This window comes from Nocardia sp. CA-107356, assembly GCF_050946365.1.
GTDB lineage: Bacteria > Actinomycetota > Actinomycetes > Mycobacteriales > Mycobacteriaceae > Nocardia.
The window spans coordinates 7,505,195-7,524,974 of sequence record NZ_CP191992.1 but is presented as its reverse complement, the minus strand read 5'-3'; the positions used below and the strand labels follow the sequence as shown (position 1 = coordinate 7,524,974).

The 19,780-nt window shown below is 65.6% G+C and carries 18 protein-coding genes and 3 pseudogenes; 11 read left to right on the top strand and 10 right to left on the bottom strand.

Translation table 11 applies throughout. From position 1 onward, the window contains the following. Positions 1–354: 354 nt before the first annotated feature. Positions 355–1,260 (top strand): annotated as a pseudogene (locus tag ACQP1G_RS33830) (IS110 family transposase). Here the strand turns inward: ACQP1G_RS33830 and ACQP1G_RS33825 are convergent. Further along, complete coding sequence (locus tag ACQP1G_RS33825) at positions 1,257–1,481, bottom strand: DUF664 domain-containing protein (protein ID WP_433209069.1); 225 nt, start codon at positions 1,479–1,481, stop codon at positions 1,257–1,259. The pseudogene ACQP1G_RS33830 and the gene ACQP1G_RS33825 overlap by 4 nt on opposite strands. Before the next feature lie 38 nt (positions 1,482–1,519). Then, entirely contained in the window at positions 1,520–2,257 is a 738-nt protein-coding gene (locus tag ACQP1G_RS33820; protein ID WP_433193742.1) for an SDR family NAD(P)-dependent oxidoreductase, read from the bottom strand. Between the two features lie 84 nt (positions 2,258–2,341). On the opposite strand from ACQP1G_RS33820, the gene ACQP1G_RS33815 reads away from it, so the two are divergent. Then, on the top strand, positions 2,342–2,941 hold the full coding sequence (locus tag ACQP1G_RS33815; protein ID WP_433193741.1) for a TetR/AcrR family transcriptional regulator: 600 nt from the start codon (positions 2,342–2,344) through the stop codon (positions 2,939–2,941). An 85-nt stretch (positions 2,942–3,026) separates the two neighbouring features. Here the strand turns inward: ACQP1G_RS33815 and ACQP1G_RS33810 are convergent, their stop codons facing one another. Next, positions 3,027–3,236, bottom strand: coding sequence for a hypothetical protein (locus ACQP1G_RS33810; RefSeq protein ID WP_433193740.1), 210 nt, complete (start codon positions 3,234–3,236; stop codon positions 3,027–3,029). 293 nt (positions 3,237–3,529) lie between these two features. On the opposite strand from ACQP1G_RS33810, the gene ACQP1G_RS33805 reads away from it, so the two are divergent. The 5 genes from ACQP1G_RS33805 (at position 3,530) to ACQP1G_RS33785 (ending at position 8,497) form a co-directional block, all read left to right on the top strand. Then, on the top strand, positions 3,530–4,141 hold the full coding sequence (locus ACQP1G_RS33805) for a hypothetical protein (RefSeq protein ID WP_433193739.1): 612 nt from the start codon (positions 3,530–3,532) through the stop codon (positions 4,139–4,141). After that, complete coding sequence (locus ACQP1G_RS33800) at positions 4,050–5,063, top strand: aminoglycoside phosphotransferase family protein (RefSeq protein WP_433193738.1); 1,014 nt, start codon at positions 4,050–4,052, stop codon at positions 5,061–5,063. Before ACQP1G_RS33805 ends, ACQP1G_RS33800 begins: the two co-directional genes overlap by 92 nt. Positions 5,064–5,440: 377 nt before the next feature. Next, the gene (locus tag ACQP1G_RS33795) at positions 5,441–5,620 is read left to right on the top strand and encodes a hypothetical protein (RefSeq protein ID WP_433193737.1); all 180 of its coding nucleotides are present in this window, start codon (positions 5,441–5,443) and stop codon (positions 5,618–5,620) included. A 382-nt stretch (positions 5,621–6,002) separates the two neighbouring features. Beyond that, positions 6,003–7,265, top strand: coding sequence for a cytochrome P450 (locus tag ACQP1G_RS33790; protein ID WP_433193736.1), 1,263 nt, complete (start codon positions 6,003–6,005; stop codon positions 7,263–7,265). Between the two features lie 11 nt (positions 7,266–7,276). Beyond that, complete coding sequence (locus ACQP1G_RS33785) at positions 7,277–8,497, top strand: cytochrome P450 family protein (RefSeq protein WP_433193735.1); 1,221 nt, start codon at positions 7,277–7,279, stop codon at positions 8,495–8,497. A gap of 63 nt (positions 8,498–8,560) precedes the next feature. On the opposite strand, the pseudogene ACQP1G_RS33780 reads toward ACQP1G_RS33785, so the two are convergent. The 6 genes and pseudogenes from ACQP1G_RS33780 to ACQP1G_RS33755 all read right to left on the bottom strand — a co-directional run. Further along, a pseudogene (locus ACQP1G_RS33780) lies at positions 8,561–8,785 on the bottom strand (TrkA C-terminal domain-containing protein); the annotation flags it as partial. Between the two features lie 199 nt (positions 8,786–8,984). Next, positions 8,985–9,101 (bottom strand): annotated as a pseudogene (locus ACQP1G_RS33775) (potassium channel protein); the annotation flags it as partial. A 104-nt stretch (positions 9,102–9,205) separates the two neighbouring features. Continuing rightward, a complete protein-coding gene (locus tag ACQP1G_RS33770; protein ID WP_433193734.1) occupies positions 9,206–9,925 on the bottom strand; it encodes a hypothetical protein in 720 nt (239 codons plus the stop codon). A gap of 198 nt (positions 9,926–10,123) precedes the next feature. Next, positions 10,124–11,803, bottom strand: coding sequence for a glycerol-3-phosphate dehydrogenase (gene glpD / locus ACQP1G_RS33765; protein ID WP_433193733.1), 1,680 nt, complete (start codon positions 11,801–11,803; stop codon positions 10,124–10,126). Positions 11,804–11,900: 97 nt separating this feature from the next. Continuing rightward, on the bottom strand, positions 11,901–13,421 hold the full coding sequence (gene glpK / locus ACQP1G_RS33760; protein WP_433193732.1) for a glycerol kinase GlpK: 1,521 nt from the start codon (positions 13,419–13,421) through the stop codon (positions 11,901–11,903). 38 nt (positions 13,422–13,459) lie between these two features. Beyond that, on the bottom strand, positions 13,460–14,275 hold the full coding sequence (locus tag ACQP1G_RS33755) for an MIP/aquaporin family protein (RefSeq protein ID WP_433193731.1): 816 nt from the start codon (positions 14,273–14,275) through the stop codon (positions 13,460–13,462). A 258-nt stretch (positions 14,276–14,533) separates the two neighbouring features. Between ACQP1G_RS33755 and ACQP1G_RS33750 the strand changes: the two genes are divergently transcribed. From ACQP1G_RS33750 to ACQP1G_RS33735, 4 genes are all read left to right on the top strand, one after another. Next, entirely contained in the window at positions 14,534–15,298 is a 765-nt protein-coding gene (locus ACQP1G_RS33750) for an IclR family transcriptional regulator (protein ID WP_433193730.1), read from the top strand. Positions 15,299–15,360: 62 nt separating this feature from the next. Further along, entirely contained in the window at positions 15,361–16,884 is a 1,524-nt protein-coding gene (glpK, locus tag ACQP1G_RS33745) for a glycerol kinase GlpK (RefSeq protein ID WP_433193729.1), read from the top strand. A gap of 288 nt (positions 16,885–17,172) precedes the next feature. Continuing rightward, entirely contained in the window at positions 17,173–18,066 is an 894-nt protein-coding gene (locus tag ACQP1G_RS33740; protein WP_433193728.1) for a DUF5995 family protein, read from the top strand. A 45-nt stretch (positions 18,067–18,111) separates the two neighbouring features. Continuing rightward, positions 18,112–19,425 (top strand): vWA domain-containing protein, encoded by a 1,314-nt coding sequence (locus ACQP1G_RS33735; protein ID WP_433193727.1) that lies wholly within the window; start codon positions 18,112–18,114, stop codon positions 19,423–19,425. 17 nt (positions 19,426–19,442) lie between these two features. On the opposite strand, the gene ACQP1G_RS33730 is transcribed toward ACQP1G_RS33735, so the two are convergent. Then, complete coding sequence (locus ACQP1G_RS33730) at positions 19,443–19,721, bottom strand: hypothetical protein (protein WP_433209066.1); 279 nt, start codon at positions 19,719–19,721, stop codon at positions 19,443–19,445. Positions 19,722–19,780 lie beyond the last annotated feature (59 nt).

Genomic DNA, 19,780 nt, shown 5'->3' with positions numbered 1-19,780 from the left:
GCTTGCCATCTGATCAGACTTTTGCCGGAGCTGACATCGGCGCGCAAGGAGTGCGTAACCAACATGTCACCCCCGCCAGCGGGGCCGCCTCAGCACTCTCAAGGCCCGGAGCAGCCCGCGCGATCAGCGGCTACTTAAGACTGGCGGTAGGGCTTGATCCCGGCCAGGATCAGCCCCAGGTACCCGGTGGGCAGCTCCCTGAGCGGCTGCCCACCAGTGTCGTCGGTGTGGCTCTCTAATGGCTTGCGTCCCACCGGGTTACCGTGCGGGTGCGGCTGGAAATGGGTCTGCTCTGGCTCGAAGTAGCGGTGCCTTCCTGCACGGATACTTATCCGTCGATCTGGAAGGATAGCGATGCCGGTCATCATCGGAATGGACCCGCACAAACGCTCGGCTACCGTCGAGATCATCGACCTCGACGCGGAGATTCTCGCGACCGGGCGTTACGGTACCGGCACCGCCGGATACGGTGAAATGCTCTGTGCGGCACAACGATTTCCGCAACGGGTGTGGGCGATCGAGGGCTGCAACGGTGTCGGACGGCATGTGGCGCACCGGCTGGTGGCCGACGGGGAAACCGTCATCGACGTGCCGGCAAAACTGTCGGCGCAGGTGCGGGTGTTCGCTACCGGCAACGGCCGCAAGACCGACCCGGTCGACGCGCATTCGGTCGCGCTGGCGGCGTTGCGGTCGCCGAATCTGCGCCGGGCACAGGCGGATCCGGACCTGGTCGCGTTGGGTCTGCTGGTCGATCGTCGTGACGAGCTCGGCCGTGCCCGCACTGAACTGTTACGGGGCGGCTTGACCTGCAAGATCCACCTTGCCGGTGAGGGCGGACGCCGCCCACTCGCCTTGCTGATCACCCCGGGGCAGTGGGGCGACGCTCCGCAGCTCATCCCGGTCATGGAGCGTGTCCGTGTCGCCCGCCGGGATGGCGGGCGACCGCGGACTCGGCCTGGCCATCTCGAAGGCCTAACTCATCCCGTCGCAACCGCCGCTACCTGCGGCGACGCAAGATCAAGCACACGATCCCCGAACCGAAGAACCAGCGGGCCAACCGACAGCACAAAGGCAGCAGGGGCGGTCGGCCCGTCGACGATCTACAAACGCAGGAACGAGGTGGAGCGGACGATCAATGCCCTCAAGAGCTTCCGGGCTGTGGCGACGAGGTTCGACAAACGCGCCTACGTCTTCTGCGGCACCGTCACCGTTGCCTCGATCCGACTTTGGCTCCGGTCGCGACCCACCGGAGAGGCCTAGTGGTACCCCTTCGCCCCGTCAAGCAGCTCCCTCACGATGTCCGCGTGCCCCGCGTGCCGTCCGGTCTCCTCAACGAGATGGATGAGCGTCCAGCAGATGTTGGCGTTGCCGGAGCGGTAGTCGGGGTGGCGGCCGACGTCGTCCAAAGAGGCCGCGGCCACGATCTCGTTGGCGTACTGGGCCTCGTACGACGCACACGCGCGGCCGGTAGTGCGCCTGATCGCTTCGAGGGAACCGGATGCGCACCACCGGCCGTCGTTTAGGCCCGGGTGTAGCCGCCGTCGGCGAAGAGTTCGGCGCCGGTGACGAACGACGAGGCGTCCGAGGCCAGGAAGAGGGCCGCCTCGGCGATCTCCTCGGCATCGGCCAGCCGCCCCAAGGGCACGACTGCCTCGGCGAACTGATCGACGTCCGGCCCCGCGGCGCCCAGCAGGCCGGGGGTCCGCGTGGGCCCCGGGCTGAGCACGTTGACCCGGAACTGACGCTCCCGCGACTGCCGAGCCCAGTTGTGCACGAGGTTGCTCACCGCCGCCTTCGAGGCGCTGTAGACCTCGAGGTGCTCGTTGGGGCGCACGCTGTTGCTCGAACCGATGACCACGACGGAGGCGCCCTTTGCCAGCAGCGGGAGCGCCTTTTGGACGGTGAACAGGGGGCCCTTGACGTTGACGGCGAGCGTCAGGTCGACGTTCGCCTCGGTGTGGGCGCCGAGCGCCGCGTCCGCGACGATTCCCGCGTTGGCCACCAGCACGTCGATGCACCCGGCCTCCTCGCGGACTTGCGCGTAGAGCGCGTCGAGGTCGGCCAGGACCGAGACGTCGGACCGTACGCCGGTTGCCGCCGGGCCCATCTCCTTCACCGCCGCTTCGAGGCGGTCAGCGTCCCGGCCTGTCACGAAGACCCGTGCGCCCTCCTGGATGAAGCGGTGGGCGATGGCCAGCCCGATCCCGCTGGTCCCTCCGGTGACCACGGCTACCTTCTCCTGCAGTACGCCTGGCATGGACAACCCTTTCAGTTATGGAATGGATCGTCCATAATATAGCCAGTAATGGACGAACGAGTCAAGAATCAGTACGCTGACACCATGCCGAGACCACGCGCATTCGACGAACGCCAAGTCCTGGAGCGGGCACGGGAGCAGTTCTGGGCGACCGGCTTCGCAGGGACACGGATGGACGACATCGCCCAGGCGACCGGCCTGGGCAAGGGCAGCCTGTACGGCGCCTTCGGCGACAAGGGCAAGCTGTTCCACCGTGTGTTTGGCGACTGGTGCACCGCAGTCGTCGAGGTGGCCGAAGGGCGGCTGGCAGGTGGCCCGGACGCAGAGGCCTTGGCCCGGCTTTCGGGATACGTGCACCTAATGGCGGAGAACACCGCTTCCGACACCGAGCGCCGCGGGTGCCTGTTGGCAAAGGGCGCGGCGGAACTGGCCCAGCACGATCCGACGGTCGCCGGGCGGTCGGCCGAGACCATGACGGCGCTGCTGATCCTGCTGCGGACGGAGATCTGCGCCGCCCAGCGCCACGGCGCCATCGACAGCGCCGCGGATCCGGAGCGGTTGGCGGCACTGCTGCTAACGGTGGTCCGCGGTATCGAGGCGGTAGGCAAGGCCGGCCTGGACCCGGAGACGCTGCGGAACATTGCAGACACCGCACTGGCCGTCCTGCCCATGCCCGAGGCGTAGAAACGCCTCACAACCGGCACAGTCCGGCCCGCGAGAACTAACTTGGTGCAAGCACGGTCACGTGATCCGCCGGACAGTTGCTGAACTAGGCCGTGTCCCAGTGCCAGGTTGACGAGTTCATGGGCGGACGGACGGTGCTTAACAAACATCTCACCCCCGCCACCCGGGCCAGCTCCTCACGCCGCAGGCCCGCGACCCGGCGCACACCGCCGTAGTCGCGCAGCCCGACGTCCTGCGGGCGCAGGCGGGCCCGGCGCGATTTGAGGAACCCACTCAGCTCGGTCCGGTCGTCCACTCGACAACCCTACGTCCCGGCGGCCCGGTGTGGCCTTTCACGACGACGGCGGCTACGCGCGGGCAACTCTGGCGCGGTTTCTTGATGACGTAGTCGGACCGGCGCTGCGTGGCTCGTACGACAGTCGCACCGCGCCCGAACTGTTTGCAGTCGCGGCTCGACTGTGCGACCTGAGCGGCTTCATGTGCTTCGATTCAGCTCGGCAAGGACTGGGACAGAAGTACTTTCGACAGGCCCTGCGGCTCGCGAAGGCAAGCGGTAATGCCGCGTTGGCGGCGCATATCCTCACGGACATGTCGATGCAAGCGCACTACCTGAATCGCACGAAGGAGGCGCTGTGGTTCGGCACCGCTGCGGTACGCGCGGCAGAGCAGTCGGGTTCGCCGAGCAGTACCGCGAGGTGCAACGCACTGCTGGCGCGTGCGCATGCGCTGAACGGCGACACAACCGCTGGCGCACAAGCGATGCTGGAGGCAGAGCGGCGGTTGAACCGTGCACGACCGGATGACGAACCGGATTGGATTCGGTTCTTCACCGAGCGGCAATTGTCGGCAGAGTTCATGTATGTCGCACACGATGGACGGCGGGCTGTCGATGTCCAACAACGCGCGCCGCTGGTTTTGGCCGACTCCATTGGCATGGAGCGGCGGCAGGTGCTGGTAGCGGCGACCCTGGCGGCGTCCTACCTGCCCGAACCCGGCGAGGCCACAGCGGGCCACGGTGTCGAGATCGAGCAAGCCTGTCAGGTGCTCCGAGACACGATGCGCGCTGCCCAGGGATTGACCAGCGCTCGCGGAATCGAGTCGATCAACGTTGTTCGTCGTCGCCTCGCACCGTACGCTGACCTACCCGCCGTTCAACACGTCGAGAACGAATTTCGAACAACGGTCGCACTGGTCGGGTAGGGCTGGCATGTCATCAGAAGAGTTCGCGGCACTGTCCCGCGCGTGCGAAGCGTGCGGGCTCGATCCCACTGGCGCGGAGCTCATTCACCATTCGAGCAACGCTGTTTACGTCCTGCGCCGTCACACAGCCGTTGGACGGGTGAGCACTAACGAGGCGGACCCGGACAGGCCGACACGGACGTACGCGGTAACTCAGTGGCTGACCACACGGCACAATTTCGGTGCTACAGCTCCCTTGCCTGGCGTGGAGCCGGTGCGGGTCAACGGGTACACGGTCGGTTTCTGGCAGTACTACCCGCAACTGCCCGACATCCCCGGACCGACATCGAAAGAGCTGGGACGCCTGCTGCGTTCGCTGCATGACCTACCCACGCCGGACATCGAACTCCAACGATGGACACCCCTCGAGTCTCTGCACGAAGCGTTGCTCGAGGACCGCACGACTGGCGCAATAAGCGACGAAGAACGGTCATGGTTGCTGCGGTGCATCGACGAGATTCGCAAGGAACTGAGCGAACTCGACTGGCCGTTGGGAGTCGGGCTTATCCATGGCGATGCCTGGGCGGGAAATCTGCTGTGGGACAACAGAACAAATCCAGTGCGACCGATACTCGGAGACTGGGACTGGGTCAGCATCGGGCCGCGAGAAGTTGACCTGATACCGACATGGCACGCCGCGGTGCGCTACGGCCGCGACGACACGTGGGTTCGGAACTTCATCGAGGAGTATGGCTACGACTTATCGCAGTGGTCTGGATACCGACTGCTACTAGACATGCGCGACCTTGTTCAGATAACCGGCCCACTGCGACGAGCGACGGCGTCAGTAGAACACGCCGACCGGTTACGACAACGAATCGATGACATCCGCGCAGGCAACCGGACAACCTCATGGAGCCACTACGTTCCGCACGGATATTAAGGGCACCAACGACACAAAGGTCGTCCAAAGCACCACCTCTGTGACCGGGCTGTACTTCTGTACCGCTTCAGCCGGGCTCGGTGAATTCGGAGCCGCAGTCCCGCATTCCCTCTGCCCGCAACCGCGCTCGTGGACGACCCAACCTATGCGGGGCGGGGGTGTTGCGTGCCGAGACCGGGAAGTTTGTGTCCGTCCCGATTCTGTACTGGCCTGGTCGCGGTGGTCGATGGCCGGATAGGTGACCACGCGCCGATCATGCCGCGTCCCGAGCGCTGCTCGTGGGTGGGTGTGCGGGTTGTGGACGATCGTGCGGACTTCGTGCCCGGCGCCGTCGGGGTGCTGCGCCGTTGACCGAGATCGGGCCGACGAGACGTGAGATGGCTCCGTCGGTAGCCGCGCTACTCGCTACCTTCCATGCCGAGACCTGGAAGAAGCTCGCGCTGGCTCCGGTTGACGGCGTCGTACTACTGCATACTGCGAGCGGGATAGTCGTCGTCTATGCCGACGGTTGGCTCGAGGACTACGACGACTCGGACGCCGGGGATTCCACTATGTGATCAAGAGCAATTCGACATACTTGCCGGTTGCGGCGGATTCGCGGGGAGTCCGGGGCGATGCCCCGAGCGTTGTCGACGCATTGAGAGCCACATTTTCGTGATGCTGCTAACGTGGGCGGGTCGTCGAGTTCTGGGCGGCTGGTAGGGCGTCCGGTGATTTCACGTCGAAATCGCTTGTCCTGCAGACGCTGTGAGGTGACTCCAGTGACCTGCGGTTGCCCGGCCAGGGTCCGGGTCTCGACGCGGACCTCATGGCCGGGGTCACTTCTGGTCGGCGTCGCAAGGAGGGCTGAACTGAGTGCTGAGGCCGCAGGCTGGGTAATCGCCGCGGTGCTTTCATCGATCCTGGCCCCTTCCTGATTCAACGTCTGGAGTCACGTCTTTGACCAAGCCACAGTCTGTTCACACCACGGCGACCGGCGTCTGCCCCGTCCTACACGGCTCGCCCCTCGATGCCGGCGAACCACGAGTGTTGTTGCATACTCCGGAGTTCGCCGATGATCCGCATCGCGCCTACCGGGATGCGCGCAGTCAGTACGGTTCGCTGGTTCCGATGGAGTTGGCGCCGGGGGTGCCCGCCACCCTGGTGGTCGGATATCAGACCGCACTGCGAATCCTCAACGATCCGGACCACTTTCCGGCCGATCCGCGGAACTGGGAACAGACGATTCCGGATGACTCGCCCGTCAAGCCGATGATGATGTGGTATCCGAACGCACTGCGCAATGCCGGTGCGGCGCATGCACGCTATCGACAGGCATACACCGGAAGCATCGACGGAATCGATCTGCACGCACTGCATTCGACGGTCGAGAAGATCGCCATACCGGTGATCAATACCTTCTGCGAGGCAGGTACGGCCGATCTGGTCACCCAGTACGCGCTGCCGGTGGTCTTCGAGGTGCTCAACCAGATGGTCGGCTGCTCAACGGAACTGGGGCAGCGGGTCGCGACCGGTATGGCAATGCTCTTCGATACCGTCGAGGCCGCCGCCGGTATGGCGATGCTCAGCGAGGCGCTGATGGAGCTGGTGCAGCTGCGGCGGGCCGAGCCCGGTGACGATGTCACCTCCCGGATGGCGCATCACTCGTCCAAGCTCGACGATACCGAAATGCTATGCCAGCTGATCAGTTTCTACGGCGCTGGCATCGAACCGATGCAGAACCTGATTACCAACACGATGCTGCTGATGCTCACCGACGACCGGTTCGGCGGCGATATGCTCGGCGGTAGCCTGCCGACCCGCGACGCGCTCGACGAGGTGTTGTTCAACGACCCGCCGATGGCGAACTTCAGCATCACCTATCCGCGCCAGCCGATCCTGATCGATAACACCTGGCTGCCAGCCCATCAGCCGGTCGTCGTCAGCCTTTCGGGCTGCAATAACGATCCCGCGATCCGCGGCGGGGATCGCACCGGCAACCGCTCGCATCTGGCGTGGGGCGCCGGGCCGCATGCCTGCCCCGCCAAATCCGTTGCCTACCTGGTGGTGCAGGACGCCATCGATCAGCTGCTCGACGCGCTCCCCGAAATGAAACTTGCCGTGCCCATGGACGAGTTGGCCTGGCGGCCCGGTCCATTCCACCGGGCCTTGGCTGCACTGCCGGTCGACTTCCCGAAGTCCCCTCCCTTGCCAGTGTTCTAAAGGAGATAACGATGGAGCATGAACCGATAGCCCTCGACCTGACCGGCGCCGATATCCAAGGTGAGAACGAGCGGATCAGGGCCCGCGGGCCGGTTGCGCTGGTCGCATTGCCCGGCGGCGTGCCCGCCTGGTCGGTGACCGATGCCGCCGTGCTCAAGAGCCTGCTCGCCGACCCCCGGGTGTCGAAAGACCCCCGGCAGCACTGGACTTCCTTCATCAACGGCGAGATCACGCAGGAGTGGCCGCTGTATCCGTGGGTCGCGGTGGACAATATGTTCACCGCGTACGGTCCCGACCACCGACGCCTGCGCAGGTTGGTCTCGCCCGCATTCACCCACCGTCGCACCACCGCGCTGCGCCCGCGCATCGAGGCCATCACCGATGATCTGCTGAACGCGCTCGCGGCCACCCCGAAGGGCGAAGCAGCGGACCTGCGTGAGGGATTCGCGTATCCGGTGCCGATCGAGATCATCACCGAAATGATGGGCGTGCCGGAACATCTCGGCGCCGGTATGCGCATATGTGTCGACGGGTTCTTCGACACCTCGTTCGGGCCCGAGCAGGCACAGGCCAACTACCTCGAGATGTACCGTCTCGTCAGCGAACTCGTTGCCTACCGGCGCGAGACGCCCGGCGACGATGTCACCAGCGTGCTGATCGCCACCCGCGATGAGGACGACGGTTCGCAGCTGAGCGAGAAGGAACTCGTCGACACGCTGATGCTGGTCATCAATGCCGGGCACGAGACCACGGTCAACCTGCTCGACCAAGCGATCTTCGCGCTGCTCACCCATCCGCAGCAGCGTGCCGACCTGCTCGAGGGCCGGGTGCCCTGGTCGGATCTGGTGGAGGAGGCGCTGCGCTACGAGGCGCCGGTCGCGCATCTGCCGCTGCGCTATGCCGTCGACGATATCGAGATCGGCGATATCCGAATCACCAAGGGCGAGGCCATCCTTGCCTCGTACGCCGCCGCGGGCCGCGACCCGAACCTGCACGGCGCCACCGCCGCCGCGTTCGATGTACACCGGGCCAATAAGGAACACCTGGCCTTCGGCCACGGTGCCCACCACTGCATCGGCGCGCCGCTCGCCCGACTCGAGGCGACCATCGCACTCCCGGCCATCTTCGAGCGCTTCCCGAATCTGCGCTTGGCCGTGGATCCGTCCGAATTGGCCCCGGTCGGCAGCTTCGTCTCCAACGGACACCGCACGCTGCCGGCCTTCCTGGACTGATTCAGACGCCGAGGTGGGGTGCCGCCGCATCGGAACCCCACCCGGTAGCACTGAACGGATCGCGTCGAGCTGGGCCGGTGTGCCGAGGACGATCAGAATCGTATTGGCCGTGAGTCTGGTTTCGCCGGTGGGGTTCGCGATGAATCGGCCGGTTGATGTTCGGATGGCCAGTACCAGTGCGCCGGTCGTCTGACGTAATGCCGTGTCCTTCAGGGCACGGCCGGCCAGGGGCGATTCGGGGACGATCCCGACTTCCGCGATGCGGTAGTGGAGTGTGTCGTCGTGCATGACGACATCGAGGAATTCGGCCACATTCGGTGGTAGGGCGAACACGGCCATCCGGCGGCCGCCGATCAGCCGGGGGCCCGGCCCGATTCGCTCCGGCCCGAAGCAGTTTCGACTTCGAGACCTCGGTTCGGGCGCGAGCGATGATGACCAGATTGCCCGCACCGACCAGGATGAGCAGCATGCAGATCTGGCCCGCCGCGTTGAGCGGGTGGACCTCGCGAAAGCCGACGGTCGTTATCGTGGTGACCGTCCGACAGAGCGCATCGAGCAACCCGAAGCCGAGAAGGCCATAGCCGATGGTTCCGGCCACCAGCATCAGCAAGAACGCCAGAGCGCTCGGCTGATCCGTCGCAACGGGCTCACGCGAGGATTGTCCACCCGCGGCAACGGTCATATCCGACAATCGCCGCGCGACGCGCGTTATGAGATTGTCGGTTGCTCCTCGGTTGGTATCGGGGTCACCGCGCCCTCGACAACTCCGACGGCGGCACCGACGGCCGCGCCGACGGCGGCAGCCGGGGCGGCGATCACTATGTAACCGATGGCCGCTCCGAGAATGGGGACGACCACCAGGCCCCCGGGGAGGAATGGGATCCCGGCGATGAAACCCGCGACCGCGCCGACGGCGGCACTGGTGCTGGCGAGCGGGCTCGCCAGGGTGGAGCCCACCGACGCGCCGATGACCGCGTCACCCACGACAGCGCTGGCGATCTGGTTGGAACGAGCGCGTTCGACACCTCCCGACTGCAGGGCTTGGGACAGCGCGGATTCGGTGCTCGCAGAAGCGTCGTTGATCTGGGTGGCCACTTCGGGCGGCAGAAAATCCGGGCGATCGACCTGGAGTTTGCCGATGCGGATGCGATTGTTGGGGGCGGCGAAGGGCGCCTGCGGGCCTTGGTCCGGCGGTGCCGCGTCCGTACCGTCCGGCGCCGCTGAGTCCGGCTCGGCCACCGGTGCGGCGGCGTAGTGCAGCGGGAAGGACGTGAATGCGGCGGGGTCGTCGACCGGAGCCGATGGATCGGCGAGCAGCGCCAGTCCATAGGGCGTCCGCGCGAGCGTCGTGGTGCCGAGTGGTTGCGACTCGGCGCTAGCGGATGTTGTGCTGGTCAGGGCGACGGACAGGGGAAGCGCACTGGTCAAAACCAGTGCGGCTGTACGTCGACAGATGGGACTAACCGGACGTGTGGGTCGATGTTTACCCATAGATGACCTCATTCCGAACATCGATGATTTACTACCTACATTCGGAACCGCCCCTCTTTCGGATGAACCCATTTTTTGGTATGGCGACTCGGCCCTGTGCGGTGACTACCGCACAGGGCCGAGTGTCGGCTGGGATCAGGCCACGGCGACCAAGCGGGCCGCGTTGGCCGTTTCGTCGTCGGCGGCCTTGTTGGCCGCCAGTTCGGCCTCGACTCGCTCGCGGTAGCGGGTGATTTCGCGGTCCGTGGTTGTCGCGTCCCAGTCGAGTCGGCCGCCCATGAGGAAGGCCACCGCGGGCGCCGCGGTCAGACCGCGGTCAGCGGCTTCGATGGAGATGCGGGTGCGGCGGGTCAGGACATCATCGAGGTGCAGTGCGCCCTCATGGGTTACCGCGTAGACGACCTCGGCACCGAGGTACTCCTCGGCACCCGGGAGCGGTTCGGCCAGTTCCGGTTCGGCGGCGATCAGGTCGAATAGTTCGCAGACGCCCGAACCGTAGCGGCCGAGCAGATGTTCGACGGTCGCGACGGACAGGCCCGCGCGCTGCGCGTGGCTGTGTACATCGGCCGCCATTTCCTGATAGCCGACCGCACCGAGTAGCGGTAGATGTTCGGTCACCGACGGGGCGGCGGCGCGGCCGAGGCCCTTGACGGCAGCATCGACCACATCGGCGGCCATCACCCGGTAGGTGGTGTACTTTCCGCCCGCGATCACGAACAGACCCGGAACCGGTTCCGCGACAGCGTGTTCCCGCGACAGCGTCGCGGTATCGCTGGATGCGCCCGAAAGCAGCGGCCGCAGACCGGCGTAGGTGCCGACAATATCGTTGCGGGTCAACGGCTCTCGCAGCACCGCGTTCATATGATCGAGGATGTACTGCACATCGGCGTCGCTGGCGACCGGATGGTTCTTGTCCAACGCCCAATCGGTGTCGGTCGTGCCGATGATCCAGTGCCGGGCCCAGGGGATCACGAACAGCACACTCTTCTCGGTGCGCATGATCAGACCGGTATCCAGGTCGAGCCGTTCGCGCGGGACCAGAATGTGCACGCCCTTCGACATGCGAACGTGGAACGGGAATTCCACGCCGGTCATCTTGTTCATCTCGTCGGTCCAGACGCCGGTCGCGCTGATCACCCGGCGGGCGCGCACGGTGTATTCGCGGCCGGTCTCCAGATCGGTGACGTGCGCGCCGATGACCCGCTCACCGTCGCGCAGCAGTCCGGTGACCTTGGTGCGGGTGAGCACCGCCGCGCCGTGCTGGGCGGCGGTGCGGGCGATGGTCATGGTGTGGCGTGCGTCGTCGACCTGTGCGTCGAAGTAGCGGATCGCGCCGATCATCGCGTCATCACGCAGCGCCGGTGCCAATGCCATTGCGCGCGTGTGGGACAGGTGCCGGTGCATGGGCAGCGCCCTGGCTCCGCCGATGGTGTCGTAGAGCGCGACACCCGCGCCGATGTAGGCGCGCTCCCATACCCGGTGCTGCAGCGGCAGCAGGAACGACACCGGGCGCACCAGATGCGGGGCGAGCCGGTGCAGCAGCAGGCTGCGTTCCTTCAAAGCCTCACGCACCAGCCAGAAGTCGAGCTGCTCGAGATAGCGCAGGCCGCCGTGGATGAGCTTGCTCGAACGGCTCGAGGTGCCCGCCGCGAAGTCCCTTGCCTCGACCAGGGTGACGGTCAGGCCGCGGGCGGCGGCATCGAGGGCGGCACCGGCGCCGACCACGCCGCCGCCGATGACGAGTACGTCGATTTCATTGTCGCCCAGTGCGTTCAGCGCATCGGCGCGGTAGTTCGAGTCCAAACGTGCGGACACGGTATGTCTCCTTGTTTCAGTGCTACTGAGTCTTCGAGATTCGGGCCGAGCCGGTTTCGGGTACCGTTGGCGACTGCTTGCAGATCGCTCGAAAGGGTCAGTCGTCCACGTCGATCCAGTCGAGAGTGCGCGAGACCGCCTTCTTCCAACGGGCATAACCGCGTTCGCGCTGCTCCTCGGTCCCGGTCGGCGTCCAGCGCTTGTCCTCGTGCCAGTTCTGTACGAGTTCGTCGGTGTTGCTCCAGAATCCGACCGCCAGACCCGCCGCGTAGGCGGCGCCGAGCGCGGTGGTCTCGGCGACCACCGGTCGCGAGACCGGCACATCGAGGAAGTCGGCCTGCAACTGCATGCACAGTTCGTTCGCGGTGACGCCACCGTCCACGCGCAAGGTGTCCAGGCGCACCCCGGAGTCGGCCTCCATGGCTTCGACGACATCGCGGGTCTGGTAGCAGATCGATTCCAGTGTGGCCCGCGCGAGATGGGCGTTGGTGCTGTAGCGGGACAGTCCGACGATGACGCCGCGCGCGTCCGAACGCCAATAGGGTGCGAACAGTCCGGAGAACGCGGGCACGAAGTACACCCCGCCGTTGTCCTCGGCCTGTCTGGCCAGCGATTCACTTTGTGCCGCACCGGAAATGACGCCGAGCTGATCGCGCAGCCATTGCACGGCCGAGCCGGTGACCGCGATCGAACCCTCCAGTGCGTACACCGGCTTCTCGTCGCCGAGTTGGTAGGCGACGGTGGTGAGCAGGCCGTGCTGTGAGCGCACGATATCGGTTCCGGTATTGAGCAGCAGGAAGTTCCCGGTGCCGTAGGTGTTCTTGGCCTCGCCGGGACGGAAACACACCTGACCGACGGTGGCGGCCTGCTGATCGCCGAGCACACCGGCCAGCGGCACCTCGCCGCCGAACGGGCCGTCGGCCCTGGTCTTGCCGAACAGGTCCGGATTCGAGGAGGGTGCGATGGTCGGCAGCATCGCGCGCGGAATCCCGAAGAGGGACAACAGTTCGTCGTCCCAGTCGCAGGTTTCCAGATCCATCAGCATGGTGCGGCTGGCATTGGTCGGATCGGTGACGTGCGCGCCGCCGTCGATGCCGCCGGTGAGGTTCCACAACAGCCAGGTGTCGGTGGTGCCGAAGATCGCCTCGCCCTTTTCGGCGTCGGCGGCGACGCCGGGAACGTTGTCCAGGATCCAGCGCAGCTTCCCGCCGGAGAAGTAGGTGGCGGGCGGCAGACCGGCCTTGCGGCGGATGATGTCGCCGTGACCCGCGCGTTCCAGCTCGGCGGCAATCTTATCGGTCCTGGTGTCCTGCCAGACGATGGCGTTGCAGTACGGGCGCCCGGTCCGGCGATTCCACACGACGGTGGTTTCGCGCTGGTTGGTGACGCCGACCGCCGCCAGATCGCTCGCGACGAGATCGGCCTTGTTGAGGGTGGATTGAATGACCGAGCGGGTGCGCTCCCAGATCTCGGTCGGATTGTGCTCCACCCAGCCCGCTCGCGGCAGGATCTGCTCGTGCTCGAGCTGGTGACGGGCGATCTCGTTGCCGCCGTGGTCGAACACCATGAAGCGCGTGCTCGTGGTGCCCTGATCGATGGCGCCTACGTATTGGTTCACCGCTGTCCTTTCGGAAAAATGAACTAAGAGAAGAAGATTCAGAACAGGAACTGCGCGGCGAGTCCGGCGAGCGCGCCGCCGGCCAGCGGGCCGAGTACGGGCACCCAGGCGTAGGACCAGTCGGAGTTCTTGCGACGGGGCTCGATCGGGTGTTCGGGCAGGTGTTCGGCATAGCCCGCACCCGCCGCTACCGGGATTCGCGCGGACCGCACTCGCGTGGGCTCGCCGATCGGCAGCAGCGCGTGCGCGATGCGCGGGCCGAGGTCGCGGGCCGGGTTGATGGCGTAACCGGTCGGGCCGCCGAGCGAGGCGCCGATGCCGACGACGAGCAGTGCCGCGGCGAGCGGACCCAGACCGGTCGGCGTGTGGCCGAACGCGATGACCACCAGGACCAGGACGAAGGTGCCGATCACCTCGGTGGCGAAATTCCAGCGCAGAGCCCGGATCGCGGGCCCGGTTGCGAAGACCGCAAGCTTCTTGTCCTCCTCGGTCTCGGCGTCGAAGTGCCGCTTATAGGCCAGATAGGCCAGATTCGCGCCGAGGAAGGCGCCGACCAGCTGTCCGCCGAGATAGGCGACGGTGTTGCCGACCGAGATGTCGATACCGGGCGCGTACTCCTGCGCGCCGCTGAACAGAATGCCGATGGTGACCGCGGGATTGAGGTGGCCGCCAGTTTTGTAGGCGACGTACACCCCGGCCATGACGCCGAGACCCCATCCCATATTGATCAATAGCCAGCCGCCATCGAATCCCTTGGACTTGGTCAGCAACACATTCGCGACCACGCCGACACCGAGCAGCAACAGGATCCCTGTGCCGAGTGCCTCGCTTACGAAAATCGAGCCGAAGTTCACCGTTGAGCCTCCGTCTGTACATGCTTGCCGCGATTGCGGCCGCCGGAGCAGACGCTACGACCGGATCGGCGAAGCGGACATAGCTCGCGTTCGACAATGCCGAACGGGTGTGGTGGCCATCGCTCTGCATCGCAACTACCGTCCAGCAACCATGGAGGTCACTATGGCGCAGGTCACACCACATCGCGAGGGTGTTGCTCGCGGGTTCCTGCGTGTTCGACATTGTCGAACTCGGAGCTTCCGGATAGGTTTCCGCTTATGCCAGGTCCGATCCAATCTATCGAACGAGCGGCGGCCGTCCTGCAGCTGCTCGCTCGGGGTTCCGGCCGGCTCGGGGTCGGTGAGATCGCGGGTGCGCTCGATCTGGCCAAGCCGACCGCACACGGTATCCTGCGCACGCTGCAGGGTGTCGGGTTCGTGGAACAGGATCCGGCCAGCGGCAAGTACCAGCTCGGTGCGGCCGTACTGCATCTGGGAACCAGCTATCTCGATAACAACGAACTGCGCTCGCGGGCGATCAACTGGGCCGATGCGCTGGCCGCGCGCGCGGGCGAGTCGGTGCGCATCGGAGCGGCGGCGGAAGGAACCGTGGTGGTCGTGCACCATGTCTTCCGCCCGGACAAAACTGAACAGGCGCTCGAGGTCGGGGAACTGCTGCCGTCGCACGCGACCGCACTCGGCAAGGTGCTGCTCGCTTATGACGCCGAGCTGGCCGCCGCGGTGCGCGCCGGTGAGTTGGCGCCGCTCACCCGGCGCACGATCGTCGATCGAGCGGCGCTCACGCGGGCGCTCGCGGCGGTTCGGCAGGCCGGATGGGCCGGGGAGACCGAGGAATTCCGGTCCGGCGTTGCCGGAATCGCGGCGCCGATCCGCGCGCAGGGCGGGCTGGTGGTCGGCGCCATCGGAATCAGCGGGCCGGTCGACCGGCTCTGTGATCCGCAGCTGCGGCATCGGCCGACGCTGGTCGGCCTAGTGCGCGATGCCGCGCACGCGGTATCGCGGGATCTCGCTGCCGGGTACTGAGTTTCGCTGAACTCGATCCGAATCACGCTCCACCGAACCGAATTTCCGATAGGAAGCAGGCGATGTCGCAACGCTATGTACTGGCGATCGACCAGGGCACCACATCCACCAGGTGCATCCTGTTCGATCAGCGCGCCCGCCTGACCGGTGTCGCACAGCGCGAACACCAGCAGCACTATCCACGACCGGGCTGGGTCGAACAGGATGCGATGGAGATCTGGCGCAATGTCGAGCGGATCGTTCCGCAGGCGCTGCGCGATTCCGGGATTTCCGCCGAACAGGTTGTGGCCCTCGGCATCGCCAATCAGCGCGAGACCACCGTGGTGTGGGATCGCCGGACCGGCGTGCCGATCCGCCGGGCGATCGTCTGGCAGGATGTCCGCACCGATGACCTGGTGCGCGAATTCGAGGGCAAGCCGGGTGCGGAACGGATCCGCGAATTGTGTGGACTGCCATTGGCGGGCTATTTCGCCGCGCCGCGGCTGCGCTGGATGCTGGATACCATTCCGGGACTGCGAGATCGCGCCGAGCGCGGCGAAGTGCTGTTCGGCACCATGGAAAGCTGGCTGATCTGGAATCTGACCGGCGGCGCGGACGGCGGCGTGCACCGCACCGACGTCACCAATGCCAGCCGCACCCTATTGATGAACCTCACCACCCTCGCCTGGGATCGGGAATTGCTGGACTTCTTCGGCATTCCCGCCGCGATGCTGCCGAACATCCAGCCATCGACCGCCTCCTACGGGACGACCACCCGGGTGGTGCCCGGCATTCGGATCGCCGCCGCGCTGGGTGACCAGCACGCCGCGCTATTCGGCCAAACCTGTTTCGTTCGTGGGGAAACCAAATGCACCTACGGCACCGGTGGCTTCCTGATGATGAACACCGGGCGTGAACTGGTGCAGTCTTCACATGGTCTGCTCACCACCATCGGCTATCAGATCGAACCGGAACCGGTATACGCGCTGGAGGGTCCGATCGCCGTCGCCGGATCGCTTGTGCAGTGGGTGCGCGACAATATCGGCCTGGTGTCGAGTGCGCCCGAAATCGAAACCCTCGCTCGCACAGTCGACGACAACGGCGGCTGCTATATTGTGCCCGCGTTCTCCGGTCTGTACGCGCCGCATTGGCGCAGCGATGCGCGGGGGCTCGTGATCGGCCTGACCTCCTATATCAACAAAGGCCACCTCGCCCGCGCCGTCCTCGAGGCGACCGCATGGCAGACCCGCGAGGTCGTCGACGCCATGAACGCAGACTCCGGCCTGCACGCCCGCACCTTGCGCGTCGACGGCGGCATGACCTCCGACAATCTGCTCATGCAGATAGTCGCCGACGTCCTCGACATCCCTGTCATGCGCCCCTTCGTATCCGAAACCGTTTCCCTCGGAGCCGCTTACGCTGCCGGACTCGCCGTCGGCTACTGGCCGGACCTGGAAGGTCTGCGCAGCAATTGGCGACTGGCGGGCCAATGGGTCCCCCAGATGGACCCGATCCACCGCGAGGACGAGTACGACAACTGGAAGCGCGCGGTAGCCCTCACCTTCGGCTGGTCGCAGTCGAAACGATCGGCGGGCCCCGCCGGCTGAGTCTCGGGTCTCGTAGCGAACATTCTCCCTGCAGAAACCGTGGTGCCCTTGTCGCCGATCGAGAAGTCCGCGAACACCTCATCAGCGGGTCGGTCACCGAATCCGGCACCCTCATCTTGGTTGCCGATATCGCCGACATCGGCCTGACCCAGCGGTTCATCGCCGCATCGGGCGGCACCTGGAACGCCGCCACCATCCAATACGGTGACCGCGAGTTCGTCGGATAGCCCCGGTCGACACGTGCTGACGCATTCGGCGCAAACCTGAATCCGACTTTAGACTTCGGCGATGCGGAATTCGTTGCGAACGGTCATCTTAGGGCTGATCAGTGCGGTACTCGTGGTGGCTGCCGGGCTGACTCCGGCGGCCGTCGCGCAAGCGGTCGATCCGGCGGTGTGTGGTACGCCGCTGTCGCCGGATGAGGTGGACACCATCGCCCGGCTCTCCGATACCGGCACGCTGGCCGGAGATGCGTTGCAGCGGTTGGAGATCGCGGTAGCCCGACACCATGAGATCACCGAGATCCTTATCGCGCATCGGGATCGGCGCGGACTGTTCTCGCTCGGTCTCGACGGTGTCGAGCAGTTGGCGGTAATGCCGTTGCAGCATGATCCCGGTGCGTTCCTCGATCGGGAGTATGCGCATGCGATCAGCCTCGAGCTACTGGGTCGATTCCTGAACAACGTGCACGCGGCCTTTACCGGCGCGCCCGTCGAGCCGCACTGGGCGCAGTATTTCGAGCTGGCTCGCCGCTGTGCGGTGTCGCCCGCCCGCGTCGCGATGGCGGGCTACAACGCGCATTTGACGGTGGATCTCGCGTATTCGGTGGCTACCGTGGGGAGTAGGCCGGAGAACGCGCCCGACTACTTCAAAATTGTCGATGCCATCGCCACAACCGGTCAGGTGATCGTCGATCGGACCAAGGCGATCTACAACGGCGATCTCGGTCCGCTGTGGCGGTTCTATTTCGTCGGCGAGGGGCTGGATCTGCTGCTCGGTGCGGGCGTCGCGACCGGTCCGCTGTTGCGGGCCGCGGATCTCGGGTACAACGTGGTGATCTACGGTAACGGGCTCGCGCTGGAGGATCCCGGACTGCACGCCGCGACCGCGGTGGAGATCCGGCTGCTCAGCGATTCCGTCGACGTCGCGTTGGATGTGTTGACGCTGCTCAGAGGTTTGTGAGACACCTAGGCTGTACAGGTCTGGTCGGCAGGGCAAGGAGTTCCAGTGGGCACATCACTCGTCAAAGGACAGAACGGCCCGCTGGTGGTGTCGAATGTCGTTGTCTCGGTGCGATCGACGGCCGCGTTCGATGTTTCGGCGCTCTTGGTGAACGAAGCGGGCCGGGTGCGCACCGACGCCGACTTCGTCTTCTTCAATCAGCCGCAGGCGCCCGGTGTCGAGTTGCGGTCGGGAGCCCCTGCGGCGCTGGTTGTTTCCTCGACCGAGGTACCTGTGGAAGTCGCTCGAATACGGGTGGTCATCACGCTGAACGATATTGGGGCAACCTTCGGGCAATTCGCGCCACCGGTTGCGACCGTTGCCGACGGATCCGGAAACACCCTGTACGAGTACGTGATCGATGGACTCGGCAGCGAGTCGGTTGTCATCGCAGTAGAACTCTATCGGCGTAATTCCGACTGGAAGATCCGCGCGGTCGGGCAGGGCTATGCGGGTGGGTTCGCAGCGCTGGTCATCGACCATGGGGTCAGCGTCGAGGACGAACCCTTGTCTGTCGGATCCGCAGGGCAGGTCGCGGGGCAGATGTCCACAGCGTCAGCGCCTGCCGCGGCGTCGGCTGCTCCCGAGGTCCGCGCCGTCCCCGGCGAGGCCGAACTCTCCTACGAGAAGCGCGCCGAACTCGACCTGCGCAAACGTGAAGTCGCCAAGGTCCTGATCACCAAGGACGCCTTCGGGATTCGTGCCCGAGTGGTCCTGGTCATCGACAAAACCCTCAGTATGAGTAGGCAATACAGCAAGCGGGTCGTACACCGGGTGGTGCAGCGAATGATCCCGGTGGCGACCCAACTCGATGAAGACGGCACCTTGGAGGCCTACCTCTACGCCCTGTCCTTCGCGAAACTGCCCGATATCACGGTCGAACACGGCGAGGCATGGGCCCAGACCTTCCTGCACCTCACCGGCATCCACCAGGGCATCGACTACGCCCGAATCGGTGGCCGCAATGACGAACTGCCGATCATGCGCGACATCATCGCCTCACTGCGCCCCGGCGGAACCCCGACACTGGTGCTGTTCTTCACCGACGGCGGCTTCGCGAAGAAGCGCGAAATCGCCGCACTGATGCGCGTCGCGTCGCGCCTACCCGCCTTCTGGCAGTTCGTCGGCCTCGGCAAGGCCAACTACGGCCTGCTGCGCACCCTCGACGAAATGTCGGATCGTGTCGTGGACAACGCGGGGTTCTTCGCCCTCGACGACATCGATCAGGTGGACGACGCGCAGCTCTATGCCCGCCTGCTCGGCGAGTTTCCGGACTGGCTGCGGGCGGCGGCCCGAGCCGGCATCCTCGAATTGCGTTGATCCTCGGCCAGTTTGGGTCAGGTGCCGATGACGGCGTTCATGATGGTGCCCGCGCTGGTGGCGATGACACCGCCGATCATGGCTCCGGCCACCATCTTCGGGGATTCCAGGCCGCCGCCGGTCCACTTCTCCCAAGCGAAGCGGCCACCGGCGTAGATGATGGCGCAGATGCCGGCTAGCAGTACGAACCAGGTCAGATAGCGGACCATCTGGAGGAATTTATCGGACACCGGTGGGGCTTCGGGGGTGGGATTGCCGATCTGCGCCCAAGTGTCGTAAGCGGTGGCGAGGATCATCTCGGATTGCTCATTCTGGATGCGGGACAAGGGGGTAATTCGCTCACCGAGGATGGTAA